11 protein-coding genes and 2 tRNA genes are annotated in these 14,508 nt (G+C 64.5%); 5 read left to right on the forward strand and 8 right to left on the reverse strand.

All coding sequences use genetic code 11. From position 1 onward, the window contains the following. Window positions 1–30: 30 nt before the first annotated feature. Window positions 31–1,635, forward strand: coding sequence for an alpha/beta hydrolase (locus AB6732_RS14505; RefSeq protein WP_370960614.1), 1,605 nt, complete (start codon window positions 31–33; stop codon window positions 1,633–1,635). A gap of 125 nt (window positions 1,636–1,760) precedes the next feature. Here the strand turns inward: AB6732_RS14505 and AB6732_RS14510 are convergent, their stop codons facing one another. Beyond that, window positions 1,761–2,525, reverse strand: coding sequence for an HAD-IA family hydrolase (locus tag AB6732_RS14510; protein WP_370960615.1), 765 nt, complete (start codon window positions 2,523–2,525; stop codon window positions 1,761–1,763). A gap of 247 nt (window positions 2,526–2,772) precedes the next feature. On the opposite strand from AB6732_RS14510, the gene AB6732_RS14515 reads away from it, so the two are divergent. Continuing rightward, window positions 2,773–2,845 (forward strand) — tRNA-Thr (locus AB6732_RS14515). Window positions 2,846–3,295: 450 nt separating this feature from the next. Here AB6732_RS14515 and AB6732_RS14520 read toward each other — a convergent pair. Continuing rightward, window positions 3,296–4,213, reverse strand: coding sequence for a hypothetical protein (locus AB6732_RS14520; protein WP_370960616.1), 918 nt, complete (start codon window positions 4,211–4,213; stop codon window positions 3,296–3,298). 947 nt (window positions 4,214–5,160) lie between these two features. Between AB6732_RS14520 and AB6732_RS14525 the strand changes: the two genes are divergently transcribed. Then, window positions 5,161–5,643 carry a type II toxin-antitoxin system VapC family toxin gene (locus AB6732_RS14525; protein WP_370960617.1) on the forward strand — a complete coding sequence of 161 codons (483 nt, stop codon included), beginning with the start codon at window positions 5,161–5,163 and terminating at the stop codon, window positions 5,641–5,643. Window positions 5,644–6,180: 537 nt separating this feature from the next. After that, window positions 6,181–7,005, forward strand: coding sequence for a hypothetical protein (locus AB6732_RS14530; RefSeq protein WP_370960618.1), 825 nt, complete (start codon window positions 6,181–6,183; stop codon window positions 7,003–7,005). Window positions 7,006–8,494: 1,489 nt separating this feature from the next. Here AB6732_RS14530 and AB6732_RS14535 read toward each other — a convergent pair. From AB6732_RS14535 to AB6732_RS14560, 6 genes are all read right to left on the reverse strand, one after another. Then, complete coding sequence (locus AB6732_RS14535; protein WP_370960619.1) at window positions 8,495–9,334, reverse strand: aldo/keto reductase; 840 nt, start codon at window positions 9,332–9,334, stop codon at window positions 8,495–8,497. An 84-nt stretch (window positions 9,335–9,418) separates the two neighbouring features. After that, the gene (locus tag AB6732_RS14540) at window positions 9,419–9,844 is read right to left on the reverse strand and encodes a hypothetical protein (RefSeq protein WP_370960620.1); all 426 of its coding nucleotides are present in this window, start codon (window positions 9,842–9,844) and stop codon (window positions 9,419–9,421) included. A 3-nt stretch (window positions 9,845–9,847) separates the two neighbouring features. Further along, window positions 9,848–10,519, reverse strand: coding sequence for a bacterial proteasome activator family protein (locus AB6732_RS14545; protein ID WP_370960621.1), 672 nt, complete (start codon window positions 10,517–10,519; stop codon window positions 9,848–9,850). 20 nt (window positions 10,520–10,539) lie between these two features. Further along, complete coding sequence (locus AB6732_RS14550) at window positions 10,540–10,722, reverse strand: YbdD/YjiX family protein (RefSeq protein WP_370961026.1); 183 nt, start codon at window positions 10,720–10,722, stop codon at window positions 10,540–10,542. 128 nt (window positions 10,723–10,850) lie between these two features. Further along, a complete protein-coding gene (locus AB6732_RS14555; RefSeq protein ID WP_370960622.1) occupies window positions 10,851–13,121 on the reverse strand; it encodes a carbon starvation CstA family protein in 2,271 nt (756 codons plus the stop codon). An 84-nt stretch (window positions 13,122–13,205) separates the two neighbouring features. Further along, a complete protein-coding gene (locus AB6732_RS14560; RefSeq protein ID WP_370960623.1) occupies window positions 13,206–14,189 on the reverse strand; it encodes an NAD(P)H-quinone oxidoreductase in 984 nt (327 codons plus the stop codon). Between the two features lie 185 nt (window positions 14,190–14,374). On the opposite strand from AB6732_RS14560, the gene AB6732_RS14565 reads away from it, so the two are divergent. Continuing rightward, window positions 14,375–14,462: transfer RNA gene (locus AB6732_RS14565), tRNA-Ser, on the forward strand. The last annotated feature ends 46 nt before the right edge of the window (window positions 14,463–14,508 follow it).

A 14,508-nucleotide genomic window follows, 5' to 3' on the forward strand; every position in this document is an offset into this window, starting at 1 on the left:
GAACCACGACAGTTCGGAAGGTGGACGAGGATGAGGCAGAGCGTGAAGGGCACTGCGACGAGCACGGGGCGGAACCCGCGGACGGGACGGGCGCGCACCGGGCTGTTCGCCGCCGTCGTCGCCTCCGTGGCCGTGCTGGCACTGAGCCTGAGCGGCTGCGTGACCATCCCGGCTCCGGAGAAGGGTTCCAAGGCACCCGCTGCCGGCAGCCAGCAGGAAGGCCTGAGCGATGGCGCTCCGGCCGAGCTGAAGGACTTCTACGGCCAGAAGGTCAGCTGGACGTCCTGCGAGCACGATGCGAACTGCGCCTCGGTCAAGGTCCCCACCGATTACGACAACCCGGGCAAGGGGAGCATCGAGATCGCGCTGATCAAGATCGCCGCCACCGGGAAGTCCCAGGGGTCGCTCTTCATCAATCCCGGTGGCCCGGGCGGGTCCGGCTACGACTTCGTCAATGAGTCCGCGCAGTGGATCCTCAGCGATGAGATGCGCTCGAATTTCGATCTGGTCGGTTTCGATCCGCGCGGCGTCAAGCGCTCCGCACCGGTCACCTGCCTCACGGACCAGGAACGGGACGCGCAGCGTGCCGAGTATTTCGACCCGTCCACCGCGGACGGGCTGGCCCTGGCCGTCCAGGAGCAGCGCGACACCAACGAGGCGTGCCAGCAGAAGACCGGCCCCGTCCTGTCCCATGTGGACACCGCGAGTGCCGCCAAGGATCTGGACATCCTGCGGGCCGCGCTCCGCAATGACAAGCTCAACTACCTCGGCTACTCCTACGGGACGTTCCTCGGATCGACCTACGCCACGCTGTTCCCGAACCGCGTCGGCCGGATGGTCCTGGACGGCGCACTGGACGCGACCCTGACCCAGTCGCAGCTGACCGTGGGCCAGGCGAAGGCCTTCGAACGGAGCCTCCGGGTGTTCGTCGAATGGTGTCAGCGCAACTCCGGCTGCCCGCTCAGTGACGGCGTCGACGCCGGGATCGCCCGCATCCAGAAGCTCCTGGCCGAATACGAGAAGAGCCCGCCGTCGGCCAATGACGGCCGTCCCGTGACGGTGAACAGCTTCGTCTCCGGCCTGATCGTCCCGCTCTACAGCAGTTCGAGCTGGCCCACCCTGCGGCAGGCCCTCGCCCAGGCGCTCGTGGGAGACCCATCGCCCATGATGCAGCTCGCGGACTTCGGCGCGGACCGGGATTCACAGGGCAAGTACACGTCCAACAGCTCTTTCGCCTTCAACGCGATCAACTGCCTGGATTACACGCCGGACTCCTCGGAGAGCGATATGCGCAAGGAGGCCCAGGAACTCCAGAAGGTCTCGCCCACACTCGGCAAGTACATGGCCTACGGCGGCATCTCCTGCGAAGGCCTCAAGACCACCGGCATCCGCAAGGTGGCCCCGGCGTCGTACAGCGGCAAGGCGCCGATCGTGGTCATCGGCACCACCGGCGATCCGGCCACCCCGTACGAATGGGCCGGGAATCTGCGCAAGCAGCTGGGCAACGCCTCCCTGGTCACGTGGGAGGGCGAGGGCCACACCGCCTACGGCCGCGCGGGCGACTGCATCACCAAGGCGGTGGACAGCTACTTCGTGAAGGGCACGACGCCGGACGACGGTCTGCGCTGCACCTGAGCCCCCGCGCACCGTGAGTGAGCGCCTGCGTGCGTGAGCGGAAAGGCGTGCGAAAGTGAAACGGCCCCTGCGGATCCCGCCGGGGCCTTTCGCTGTCCTGGGGACGCCTCGAGCGTCCTCAGTCCTCAGAGCTGGCGTCCGCCGAGGAGCGGCCGGCTCCCCTCCCGCAGGAGGCCGGGGATGTCGCGGATCGAAGGAACCACGGCATCGGCCCCGGCTGCACGCAGGGCGAATTCGGAGTGGGCGCCGCTCAGCACGCCGGTGACGAGCCCGGCGCCGGCGCGCAGGCCGGACTGGATGTCCGCCGTCGTGTCCCCCACGACGAGAACCTCGCGGACGTCGTCCAGGTCGAGGGCGAGCACCGCGGTGAGGATCATGTCGGGGTGGGGCCGTCCGCGACCGGCGTCCTCCGGGCACAGGCTCAGGTCGGCGAGGCCCATCCAGCCGAGCGATTCCAGGATGGTGTTCTGCGTGTGGCGGCCGAATCCGGTGACCAGGCAGAGCTGCATCCCCGCCTCACGGAGCCACTCCATGGTCTCCCGGGCTCCGGGGATGGCCTGGACGCCCCCGCGGGCCACGAGCCGGTCGTAGGACTTCTCGAAGACGGCGTTGGCCAGCAGAGCACGCTCCGGCTCACCCTCGTAGAGCTGCCGGAAGACGCCGAGCTTCGAGAGCCCCATGGCACTGTGGGCGAAATCCATCATGGATCCGAACCGCTGGCCGTCCGGGTCCTCCCCGGCATCCAGGAACGCGTCACGCAGGGCCTCGTCGATGAGTCCCCCGTCGGTGACGGTGGTGCCGGACATGTCGACCACGGCGAGCCTCAGGCAGCTCGCCCGGCCGGTGATGTCCTGGGCGGTGGTCCGTCCGGCTACCGGGTTCACGGTCATCGTGTGCGCTCCTCTGCTGGTCCTCGCCACACGGGTCCGGCCGCGCGGCAGCACGTGCCCCCCATGGCGCCGTGAGCTACAGGTTCCCGCGCGCGGGCGACGGCCAGCTGAACCGTGCAGGACCGGGACATGAACAGGCGACCGCGCCCGGATAAAGGCCCTGCCCGGGGCCGTTTTGACCCACGGCCGGAGTGCACCCTAAACTTGTTTCCTGTGCGGTCAGGCCAGCAGGCCAGGCGCGGCATGTGCTTCCTTAGCTCAGTCGGTAGAGCGTTTCACTCGTAATGAAAAGGTCATCAGTTCGATTCTGATAGGAAGCTCGGACACGGCGAAGGCCCCCAGGAATTCCTGGGGGCCTTCGCCGGAATGTTGCCAGAGGGCTCTTTGTATACGCAACTACGTCGGGTCCCAGGCTCTCCGTCACTTTTCCTGACCTGGCACAGACCACCCCTAATCCGTCGCTCGATGCCGGGCGGTGATGCGAATCCACACCTTCTCCCGCACCCGTCCTGGCTCGCGGGCCGCGTTGCGCATTTCGTCCACGGAATTTGCCCCGACCGCCTTCCTGACTCCGCGCCTGTTCGGCCCGAAGTCGACCCCTAGCTACGCGTCGGACGCCCTCGTGACCAGACCAAACCTCTAGGATGGCTGCGTGCCATTTTCGCACGACTCTGGGGCAGTTGAAGGGCATCCCTACGGGGGTACAGTCTCGCGCTGGACATCCCTTGGCCTCGTGCCACCGGGCTGCATGGACGGCAGGCAGGCACTCATCACGTATCGCTGGCGTTTTCTTCGAAGTCCTCATCGCCCATTGTTGACTCGCGCTTCCTCATTTTCTCAAATGCCGTCTGCAACTCCTCGACGACCACTTCCTCGTCTGAGATCCGAGCGATTCGATACTTGAAGAAGTCCTCTGACGATTGGATGAAGGCTGGTGAGATCACCTCTCTGAGGATTGGGAGTCCCTTGCCGGTGTAGTAAGTAGCAACGTCTAGGATCGTCGATACCCATCTGACCTTGCGGAACAAACTCAACGCCACCCCGACCGAGGGCTCGAACGTCGGAATCGCCAGGTCGTCCAACGGCCCTTGCGCAGCCGCTCCAAGTCCGTCATCGATGAGGTCCGTTTTGATTGCGTCCGCAGCTGCCCTCTTAATCGAGATTAGCCCGCGAACTCTCTCGGAGACTGAAACCTTTGCAGCCAGCGCAGACCACTTGATGTAGGTGGAGACTTCTGTGTCGTCGTTCCACAGCGAGTCAAGGTGCTCGTACCTTCCGGCACCACCTGCGAACCGCTCTACGGTCTTCGTAAGGTCGGGGTCAAGGCGATCCACCGGGCGGATAAGATACTCTGCCTTATGCATCGAAGCACCGGGGCCAGTTGGAGTTAGAGCCTCAACAGCATCAAGCAGTTTCTCGATTTTGTGCGAGTACCCGCGAAGTCCGGGGAAGGTGCCCGTTGCCGCGTACGCGTTGCAGGCAATCGCTAGCTTGCAGAGGCGCTCCAGGCCTGAGGAGTACGAGTACATCCCTACATGAAGCGCGTAGTCCAGATTGCCGCTGCCCCGCTGAGTCAGTGCAGGGTCTGTAGGGACAGAACACAGTCTCCGAAGCCCAGTCAGAGTCAGTTCTGTAGCGAACTGCGTTTCGACGACAAGGTTCGCCCAGCGGGGAGAGGCTATGTTCATCTGGCTATTCAAGCTGAGTCCGGACCTTCGGACAAAACCCGTTGATCCGCGCACTCCCGTCCGCTCACTTGCACTTGCGAGTGCTGAGCCCCGCTTTCGTGTTTTACTAGGGATAGGGGGTGAAGAGATGACAATCACACTGGAACGGCCGACCACCGACACGGCCATCGAAGTCATCATCGATACCACCAAAAGGGTGCCCGTCCCCATCTTCGCCACAATCCTGAATCAGTTGTCGTGGTCCTTGGACGAAATCGACAGGACCATACGTCCCGGAAAGAACGCGCGCGTGGAGTGGGGAATCGCCCAAGTTAGCGGATCGGCGTCGATACACGCATGGCTGGCGCCGGTCATCATGCCCCCGTCATTAGATATGGAAACGGTCAGTTCCACGGCTCGAGGTTTGGTCTCTGGCCTCAATGGGCTCGGCACCACACCTGAGATACCTCAATTATTCACAGCCTCCACGGTACGTCGTGTTGAGCGAGTGAGCAGTTCGATTTCCAGAGGACGCGTGGAGGCTATCCAGGTCACAAGTGTAAACGGCAGTCGCAGTGAAACAGTTCTGACAGAGGTCACGGCAAAGAACGCCCACGACGCCGTCAAAGGTTCGAGGACGAGTTGGGGCAGCGTCACCGGAATCCTAGACGTCTTGGACAGCCGCCACCGGCATGGTGTTCGAGCACAGGTCTACGTCCCTATGGAACGCAGAGCAGTAATGATTCAGGCATCGCCAGAACATGTTGCAAAGTTGAAGGAATGTTGGGGGCAAGAGGTAGTGGCGCACGGGCAGTTGAAGAGGAACGGCCGTGGCCAGGTGATCAGTCTTGGGCTAACTGTGCTCGAAGAGCGTCATGCTGAGCCAGGACTATCCCCTTGGACTCTCTTAGGTTCTAGCCCGGGTTTCACCGGACCTCTATCAACCGAGGAGTACATGGAGGTGACTCGTGGCCGCTAAGCCCCCTGCTACTCGCGTATACCTAGACACCTGCCCCATTATCAGCGTCATCAAACAAGAGCCCGGCCTCTGGAAAGAAGGCCTGAAGGTCCTACTTGCGATGGACCGAGGGGACATACAGCTCGTCGCATCCACGCTACTGCTCGCAGAACTAAGTGGGTACAACGGCGGGATGAAAGAAGTCAGCCAAGACGCTATGCTCGATCGCTTCCTGCGACAGTCGAAGATTCACTGGGTTGAGGTGGACGTGAGTATCGCTATTGACGCTCGAACCCTCGCGAAGAAGCACCTCCTCAGGGGTGCAGATGCTACGCACCTTGCAACTGCTCTTCGCTATGAAGCCGAATACTTCATGTCCCGAGACAAGCGGTTCCCCTATGGCGAGAAAATCGGAGGGACAAGAATCGTACATCCGACCGTCGTCTGGAACGCCACTATCGATGACGTGCAGATCGACGATCAGGCTGACTAAGGCCAGTATTCCGACAGAGCAATCAAGCGCCTGCGGGGCCATCTCTAGACATACCAGGATCACGAGCAACAGAGACCGCTTGCTGTCAGCGTCGATATGGCGCCCGGCGTCCCTAATCGGGCTGTCCGTAAACTCGGTTTTTCGATCGCCAAGAACCTTCCCAGCTGCGCGCACGTTGCTTTCGTTGCCATCTATTCGCTCGCCTGATATTCGACGAAATCGAATGGAACGCCGCAAGTACGGCCGGCAAATTCCCACTGACTCTCCGGCGGCGGTGCGTTGATGATATCGCCCTTGGGAAGTACCGGCATCAAGGGCCACCTCGGAACTGCCTGCCCGTCCACGGGGAGTTTACGCGGACGTATATATTCGTGTGTCCTTCGGGCTGGCACGCTCATGCACCACAGACGACAGCGCGGACCGGCCCGACTTCCCGCTACTTATGTAGAATTGTTCGATGCCAGAGATTAACGCGAACCCAGCATTTCGAGTGAACCTGGGAGCCGATTCCCCGTACAGCTTCCTAGAAAAGGAATCATGAGGACAGTCAGCTACCTTAGCTACCGCATCCACGAGCATCAACGCGTTCAAGCGAACGACACTATGATGGGCCTGCTCGTGGGATCCAAGTTGGCAGCTGCGACTCTAGAGCTGACGGCTGGGTCCGCGGTCACGCTATCAAAGATGTTTCCGACAGTTGAACACGTCCGCAGGTTCGATCACCTGACAGACAAGGCTCGCGCCGTCTTGTCCGACGCTGAGCCCTTGCTGGGTATTATGGCGGTCCCCTTCGTGATAGGACTCCATGAGGACCTAGTTGTCGGGATGTTGAAGCTGATAAACGCGGAGCCCAACACACGGGTGCCGGATCTCAGCAACGCCAAGGCAAGCAATATGCACTCGAAGTTTGAACGAGCGACTGGCGCACGGTTCCCCGGCGAGGTTACGGAACTGTTCCACCTAATTCGCATAATGCGGAACGCGCACATTCACAACGGAGGACGCGCGAATACGGCCCTTCAGAACCAAGTCTCAGGCCTATCCGCCCCTGCCATCGCCATGTGGAAGCAAATCACGGGCGAAGCGGCACCGCACTTCACAGTCGGAAACGAAGTCCGTCTGGGCTTACCTGAGCTTATCTGCTGCCTTGCAGTGACCAAACGTCTTGCCGATGCAGCAAACATCGTTCTGCAAACGACCCTGCGACGAGGGAGGTGGCTTGAGATGTTGAAGGCGGATTGGATAGCGTCAAACCCCCCGAAGGGCAATCCTCAGCAACGCCTCAAGAACCTCACCGGATACGCGCGTATGTACTATGCACCCCTCCGCTTCACAAAGGCAGAAATACAGGCAGTCATATAAACAAAAGTGCGGCCCGGACATGCGGGCCGCACTTTAATTGTTATCAACAGTATCCAATTTAAAGCGAGGGCTTTACCACTGACCCAAGTCACATGGACTCTGGCCATTTAAGCTACGAGACGAACTCGCGCGGGACTCGAACCCGGATCTCCCCGTTCCGCGGAACGATCGATCGTGAATCGACGGCATCCTTAGTGCTCGCTCCCAACAGGTCTAAAAATTCTACCACACTGGCGAAGTCTTGGACGCTGAAGTTGGCAGGGACAGTCCCGAATTACTTGTTCGGGGCGGTCCGCGCTTTCCGACCTACGACAACTTGAGTGGTCACGGCATGCAGGAGCCATCCAGTGACACCCTGGCTCTAGCTGGCGCCCTATGGTCGCTGCTGGCGTCCCGCTGGTGGCGGATTCGTCCCCCAAAGTCAAAAGTGAGGCCCTGGACGGACACAGGAAAGCAGAGGGTTTGCCCGCAGTCCGACACACGTCCCTGGTCCCGGGCGGCAGGCTGAGACTGGCTACTCTAAATTGGGGTTCCTTTGCGCTTCTGCAGCGCTATGGAGCTTACGCTCCGGTGCGGCGGCAGTCGCCGACAAGAATTCGGAAATTGAAGATCCGAGTACAGCCCTGTGAGACATCCTGTCGGCGAAACGGACTACATTCCAGCGCGTCAAATGCAGCGTGAGCATGTGCGTCTCACAATGTCGTGGTTGACGACTCAGGCAGACGAGTGCAGAAACTGCGAGTTTCTCGTGACGCTACCCGACACTTGCGGTTTGCAGGTGGGTGAGATTACAGCCCTCACCCACCATGATCTGGAGCTAAACCCCCAAGCCTGCCATAGCGGTTCGCAGGACTTGCTCAGAAGCAGGGGACCAACGTGTCCCAGGCCTAGCCAAAGGCGGCACGAGCAGGATTGTGCCTTTCCCGGCGGTTGGGCGCATCTGAAATCGCGTGCCAAGTTGTAGTTTCCATCTCGAAGTCGCTTTGGTGACGGGTGCGGGTCCGCACTGACTAACTTCCCTGGAGACGAAGTCGCTACGCACCAGCCGGTGCTCGTGCGGCCGCAGATGATCCGACTTTCCCGAGGCCGCCCGTCCAGGACCTCCAACACCCGGCCATACGCTTTGCAATCAGTCTGGGGAAGGTAGTAAGCGTCCAGCGGATTGCTGGCCACGCGAGCGCGGCAAAGCCTTTGTACGGTGGCCTGTCCGACCACGAGATGGATCACAGCGCGGGATAGCTAAACAGTGCGCTAGCAGGGCCCCACTAGAGCTGACCCGCTACTTCTCCGTCGCCTCAGCCGTGTCCTTCTCTCATGTTTTCTTCCTTTGAAATGCAGTTCCTGCGTTTCACTCGTAATGAAAAGGTCATCAGTTCGATTCTGATAGGAAGCTCGGACACGGCGAAGGCCCCCAGGAGTTCCTGGGGGCCTTCGCCGTTCCCTGACCCTTCGGTCAGGGCAGGACGGGACCGGTCGGTCGGATCACCGATCAGGCGAAGTCGGATACCGCCGGGTCGGGACCGATGCGGCCTTCGGCGCCGCGGTCCAGGCTGCTCAGCGCCGTGATGTCCTCGTCATCCAGCGTCACATCCAGCGCCGCGAGGTTCTCCACGATCCGGCTCTGCGTGACGGACTTGGGGATGACGACGTTGCCGATGGCCAGGTGCCAGGCGATGACGACCTGGGCCGGAGTGGCGCCGTGCTTCTCGGCGATGCGGACCACCTCGGGGTCGCTCAGCAGCTCGCCGCCCTGACCCAGCGGGGACCAGGCCTGGGTGAGAATGCCCTTGCCCGCGTTGTACTCGCGCAGTGCGGACTGATTGAAGTACGGGTGCAGTTCGATCTGGTGGATCGCGGGCACCACGCCCGTGGCCTCGATGAGCTCATCGATGGCCTCAGCGGTGAAGTTGCAGACGCCGATGGACGTCACGTGGCCGCGCTTCTGCAGCTCGACCAGGGCCTTCCAGGTGTCCACGTAGGTGCCGCGCTGCGGCTGCAGCCAGTGGATCAGGTACAGATCGAGGTGATCCAGGCCGAGGCGGTCCAGGGACTCCTCGAAGGCCGCGAGGGTCTTCTCGTAGCCCTGGTCGGAGTTCCACAGCTTGGTGGTGATGAAGAGGTCCTTGGGGTCCAGGCCGGACGCCGCGATCGCGCGGCCCACTCCCGCCTCGTTGCCGTAGATCTTGGCGGTGTCGATGTGGCGGTAACCGGCGTCGAAGGCCTGGCCGACCACGGTCTCCGCGACGTCGTCGGCCACCTGCCACACGCCGTAGCCGAGCTGGGGGATGGTGTTGCCATCGTTGAAAGTGAGATCTGGGTTTGCGCTCATGGCGCCATCCTTCCAAAGGAAGCTGTCACGCCACCAGACACAAAGCTCCCGGTTCTCTGTCAGCGAATCCGGGAATAGATCCGGTCACCGCCCGGATTGCTCAGCTTCGGAGATCAGAGAGCCGACGACGACGGCCCGCCGCCGCACGCTGTCCACATCGGTGGTGCCGAGCCGGGCCATCGTGGCCGCCTGGGCGGCGGTCGCCAGGTCGTTGCCGGCCCGGGAGAGCAGACGGTGCAAGGGGGCCAGCTCCGGCGGGATGTCCAGGCCGTCGCTCGGGGTGCTCCGCTGTGCCTCCACGCAGATCGCGCGGACCCGTGGGAGCAGCGCGGCCAGTTCGTCGGCGATGGGCAGCAGTTCCGCGTAGAGGGCGTCGTCGCTCACGCCGTCGAGCACCTGATGGAAGCGGTCGAGGCCGCGCCGGAAACGGTCGTGGGCACGCCGCCACAGGCCCTTGCCCAGTTCCGCGTCGTCACGACGGGCCTGCCTCAGTTCACTGAAGAGACCCATGGGTCAGAGGTACTGGCCGAGGCCGGAGTCGGGTTCCTCGGGCCCGGCGTGCCGCGGGTTCTGCTGGGGTCGAGCCGGGGCCCGTTGCAGCTCGCCGTTGGCCCCGATCACCACGCCAGGTGCCACCATGGTGCCGGGCGGGAGCTGCCGGAGCTGAGCGGCCATCTGTTCCCGGGCGGTCTGCTGGGCGGCGATCGCGGTCTGGATGCCGTGGAAGAGGCCTTCGAGCCAGCCGACGAGTTGGGCCTGAGCGACCCGCAGTTCCGCATCCGATGGCGCGGAATCCTCCGGGAACGGCAGCGAGATCCGTTCCAGTTCCTCCACGAGTTCCGGGGCCAGCCCGTCCTCGAGCTCCTTGATGGACCGTTCGTGGATCTCCGCCAGGCGCCCGCGGGCCGCGTCATCCAGCGGGGCCGCCTTCACTTCCTCCAGGAGCTGCCGGATCATCGTGCCGATCCGCATGACCTTGGCCGGCTCATCCACGAGCTCGAGCATGTTGCGGGGGCGGCGGTCCCCCTCGCCGCCGGGTCCCTGCTGCGCGCGGGGCTCCTGCGACCGGGGCTCCTGAGTGTCCCCCGGACCGTCGACCGGAGTCCCCTCGACGGGACGCCCCTCCACGGGACCCTCCTGCCCGGCCGCCCCTGCGGATTCCTGTGGCTTCGGCTCCTCACTCATGGCCCCATACTCTCACGGGCTCAGCAGCACCGGCCCTGTGGATTCCGGTCCTGCCGATCGGTGCGGTCCCGCCAGAACTCCGCCTCACTCAGGGGCTCGTGACCGGGATGACGGGCCGCGTGGAACTCCAGGTACTTCTCGTACGCGTCGGCTCCCAGAACCCCCCGGATCCCTCGCTTCAATGACTCCGCGCCGCGGGCCAGACGCTCCCACGGTGACGCGGGCCGGCCCGGACGCACCCCCTGCGGCGTGGCCGGCGGCGGCGCGGCCGGCGGCAGCGGCTCCTCCGACGACGGCGGGACGGCCGCCGTCGTCGGGCTCTTGCGGTTCATCAGTGGTGCCCCGCGTCCGCGAGGCGCTCCGACGCCGGCACCTCCGCCCACTCCGCGGCGAGTTCGCGCTCGGCGGCGGTGGGGATCAGGCCCGCGGGCGCGAAGACCTTCGACGGCACGAACGGGTCCTCGTGATCCGTGACGGTCTCCCCGGCCCGGTGCGCCCGGAAGGCCCGGACAGTGGCGATCAGCGCGGTGACGATGACGATGATCGCGAGGACCACGAACACCACGGACAGGATGCCCTGGATCATGGTGTTGCGGACCACGGCCTCCATGGCGGCCACGGTCTTCGCGGTGCCGAACGACGTCTTGCCGTCCGCGAGCGCCTTGCTGAAGGCGGCGTTGTTCGCGAAGTACCCGACGGCCGGGACGGTCGAGAAGATCTTCTGGAAGCTGGCGGTGATGGTGACCACCGCGGTGAAAGCCAGCGGCAGCGCCACCATCCAGAGCGCTCCGAAGCGGCCCTTCTTCGCGACGATCGCCAGGCAGACGGCCAGGGCGATCGCGGCCAGCAACTGGTTCGCGATGCCGAAGAGCGGGAACAGGGTGTTGATCCCGCCCAGCGGACCCGTGACGCCCATGATCAGGACCGCGCCCCAGGCCGCGACCATGACGGCCGTGCAGAGCCACGCTCCCGGGCGCCAGGAGGCATCCTTGAACTTCGGCACGAAGTTGCCGATCGAATCCTGCAGCATGAAGCGGGCCACGCGCGTTCCGGCGTCGACGGCCGTGAGGATGAACAGGGCCTCGAACATGATGGCGAAGTGGTACCAGAAGGCCGCCATCCCCGGACCCCCGATGAACTGCTGCATGATGTGCGCCAGGCCGACCGCGAGGGTGGGCGCGCCACCCGAGCGGGAGATGATCGTCTGCTCCCCCACGGCCGCGGCCGCGTCCTTCAGCTCCGCCGGGGTCACGTTCACCCCGGCGAGGCCGAGCGAGTTCACCCACTGCGCGGCCTGCTCCACGGTGCCGCCGGTGAGGGCCAGCGGGGCGTTCATGACGAAGTAGAGGCCACGGTCGATCGAGACGGCCGCCACCAGTGCCATGATCGCCACGAAGGACTCCATGAGCATGCCGCCGTAACCGATGTACCGGGTCTGGCGCTCCTTCTCGATCAGCTTGGGCGTAGTGCCGGAGGCGATTAATGCGTGGAACCCCGACAAGGCGCCGCACGCGATCGTGACGAAGAGGAACGGGAACAGCGCACCGGAGAACACCGGCCCGTTGTCCCGGCCCGCGAATTCGCTGAAGGCGGGGACGTTGATCTCGGGGCGGACCACCACGATCGCGACGGCCAGCAGCCCGATCACGCCGATCTTCATAAAGGTGGACAGATAGTCCCGCGGGGCCAGGAGCAACCAGACCGGAAGGATCGCGGCGACGAAACCGTAGACGATGATCCCCCAGGCGATGGTGCTCTTGTCCAGGTGGAAGAACGCCGCGCCCCACTCGGTGTGGGCGACCCAGCCGCCTCCGATGATCGCGGCCATCAGGAGGACGAAGCCGATGATGGAGATCTCCAGGACCTTACCGGGCCGGATGAACCGCAGGTAGACGCCCATGAAGAGGGCGATCGGGATGGTCATGGCCACGCTGAACACACCCCAGGGGCTCTCGCCGAGAGCGTTGACCACCACGAGCGCCAGGATGGCGACGATGATCGCCATGATGAGCAGCGTCGCCAGCAGGGCCGCGGTGCCGCCCACCACGCCGAGCTCCTCGCGGGCCATCTGCCCGAGCGACCGGCCGCCGCGCCGCATCGAGAAGAACAGCACCAGGTAGTCCTGGACCGCTCCCGCGAGCACGACGCCCACGATGATCCAGATCGTCCCCGGGAGATAGCCCATCTGGGCGGCGATGACGGGGCCCACCAGGGGACCGGCGCCCGCGATCGCGGCGAAGTGATGGCCGAACAGGACGTTCCGGTCCGTGCGGACGTGGTCCTTGCCGTCGGCTTTGTACTCGGCCGGGGTGGCCCTTCGGTCATCCGGCCGGATCAGCTTCCTCTCCAGGTACTTGGAGTAGAAGCGGTACGCGATCAGATAGGTGCAGACCGCGGCGAACACGAACCAGATCGCGTTGACCGTCTCCCCACGGACGAGCGCGAGCATGACCCACGCCAGACCGCCGAGCAGGGCGATGGCCGCCCAGAGCGCGATCCGCGCGGGGGTCCAGCGCCGGGATTCGGCGTCGAGTCTCTCCGGTGCGACGGCGGCGGGCGGCAGAGTGCCGCCCCGCTCTCCCGTGCTGCGTGTACCGCTCATGGGGGCCTCCTGGGTGCATACGTCAGCGGATGCGACCGTGCAATGCTGCAGCGGTCCCACTAGGCACCCTAGTTCAGAGACACGTCACATGGTCAACAGGATTTTCCCTGTGTGCTGACCGGAATCGAAGTACCGGTGGGCTTCGGCCACCTCGGCGAGCGGGAACGTCCGCGCGACCAGCGGGCGGACCGAGCCGTCGGCGATCAGCGGCCAGACCACGTCCCGGACGGCGTCCATGATGGCGGTCTTCTCCTCAACGGGCCGAGCCCGCAGCGTGGTGCCGATGACGGCGGCGCGCTTGCTCAGGAGCACGCCCAGATCGAGTTCCCCGCGGGCACCGCCCTGCAGGCCGATCACCACCAGCCTGCCGTGCACCTCCAGCGCGTCCAGATTGGCGGACAGGTACTTGGCGCCCACGACGTCGAGGATGACGTCCGCGCCATGCCCGCCGTTGGCTTCCCGAAGGGCCTCCGGGAAGCTCTGCGTCTTATAGTCGATCGCGATGTCGGCGCCGAGGAAGCCCCGTGCCGTGGCGACTTTCTCCGGGCTGCCCGCCGTCGTGGCCACGACCGAGCCGAGGGCCTTGGCGAGCTGGATGGCGAAGGCGCCGATCCCGCCCGTGGCACCGTGGATGAGGACGGTCTCCCCCGCCTGCAGGCCGGCCGTCATGTAGAGATTGGAGTACACGGTGGCCACCACCTCGGGCAGGCCCGCGGCGGTCACCAGGTCGACGCCCTCCGGGATCCGGATCACCTGCCCGGCCGGCACGGCGACCTTCGAGGCGTAGCCGCCACCGGAGAGCAGGGCCACCACTTTCTCCCCCACGGCGAACGGGCGGGAGACGTCGGGACCGAAGCCCGCGATCCGGCCGGAGACCTCCAGACCGGGGATGTCGGAGGCGCCGGGCGGCGGCGGGTAGAACCCCCGGCGCTGCTGCACATCGGCCCGGTTCAGGCCTGCCGCGACGACGTCGATCAGGACTTCGCCCGGACCGGGCACCGGGTCCGGCGTTTCGGTCACCCGCAGGACTTCCGGGCCTCCCGGCTCGGTGATCTGGACGGCTCGCATGGTCTCCACTCTCCTCTGGACGCTCTGGCCCCCCGTCTATTGTGCACGGCGCCTCGTGTGCACGGCGCCCACTGTGAACGGCGCACGGGTGGTGGTGTCTCCGCAGGTCCTGCGCTCCTCCCTGTCCCCGGCGGCGCCGCGCACGTTTGGAGCGCGCGTCCGCGCTGTGAAACACTTTGATTTAGGGAAGGTTGTCCGAGCGGCCGAAGGAGCTGGTCTTGAAAACCAGTAGGCGGTAACCCCGTCTCATGGGTTCAAATCCCATACCTTCCGCGGACAAGGGCTCCGGGACCATCAGGTTCCGGGGCCCTTTTTCATG

It is taken from the genome of Arthrobacter sp. RCC_34, assembly GCF_041360795.1.
Taxonomy (GTDB): domain Bacteria; phylum Actinomycetota; class Actinomycetes; order Actinomycetales; family Micrococcaceae; genus Arthrobacter_E.

What these genes read in the sequence shown, in the direction of transcription:
- AB6732_RS14560 (WP_370960623.1), bottom strand. Translation starts at nt 14,189, where the DNA reads ATGCGAGCCGTCCAGATCACCGAGCCGGGAGGCCCGGAAGTCCTGCGG.
- AB6732_RS14505 (WP_370960614.1), top strand. Translation starts at nt 31, where the DNA reads ATGAGGCAGAGCGTGAAGGGCACTGCGACGAGCACGGGGCGGAACCCG.
- AB6732_RS14545 (WP_370960621.1), bottom strand. Translation starts at nt 10,519, where the DNA reads ATGAGTGAGGAGCCGAAGCCACAGGAATCCGCAGGGGCGGCCGGGCAG.
- AB6732_RS14535 (WP_370960619.1), bottom strand. Translation starts at nt 9,334, where the DNA reads ATGAGCGCAAACCCAGATCTCACTTTCAACGATGGCAACACCATCCCC.
- AB6732_RS14520 (WP_370960616.1), bottom strand. Translation starts at nt 4,213, where the DNA reads ATGAACATAGCCTCTCCCCGCTGGGCGAACCTTGTCGTCGAAACGCAG.
- AB6732_RS14540 (WP_370960620.1), bottom strand. Translation starts at nt 9,844, where the DNA reads ATGGGTCTCTTCAGTGAACTGAGGCAGGCCCGTCGTGACGACGCGGAA.
- AB6732_RS14530 (WP_370960618.1), top strand. Translation starts at nt 6,181, where the DNA reads ATGAGGACAGTCAGCTACCTTAGCTACCGCATCCACGAGCATCAACGC.
- AB6732_RS14510 (WP_370960615.1), bottom strand. Translation starts at nt 2,525, where the DNA reads ATGACCGTGAACCCGGTAGCCGGACGGACCACCGCCCAGGACATCACC.
- AB6732_RS14555 (WP_370960622.1), bottom strand. Translation starts at nt 13,121, where the DNA reads ATGAGCGGTACACGCAGCACGGGAGAGCGGGGCGGCACTCTGCCGCCC.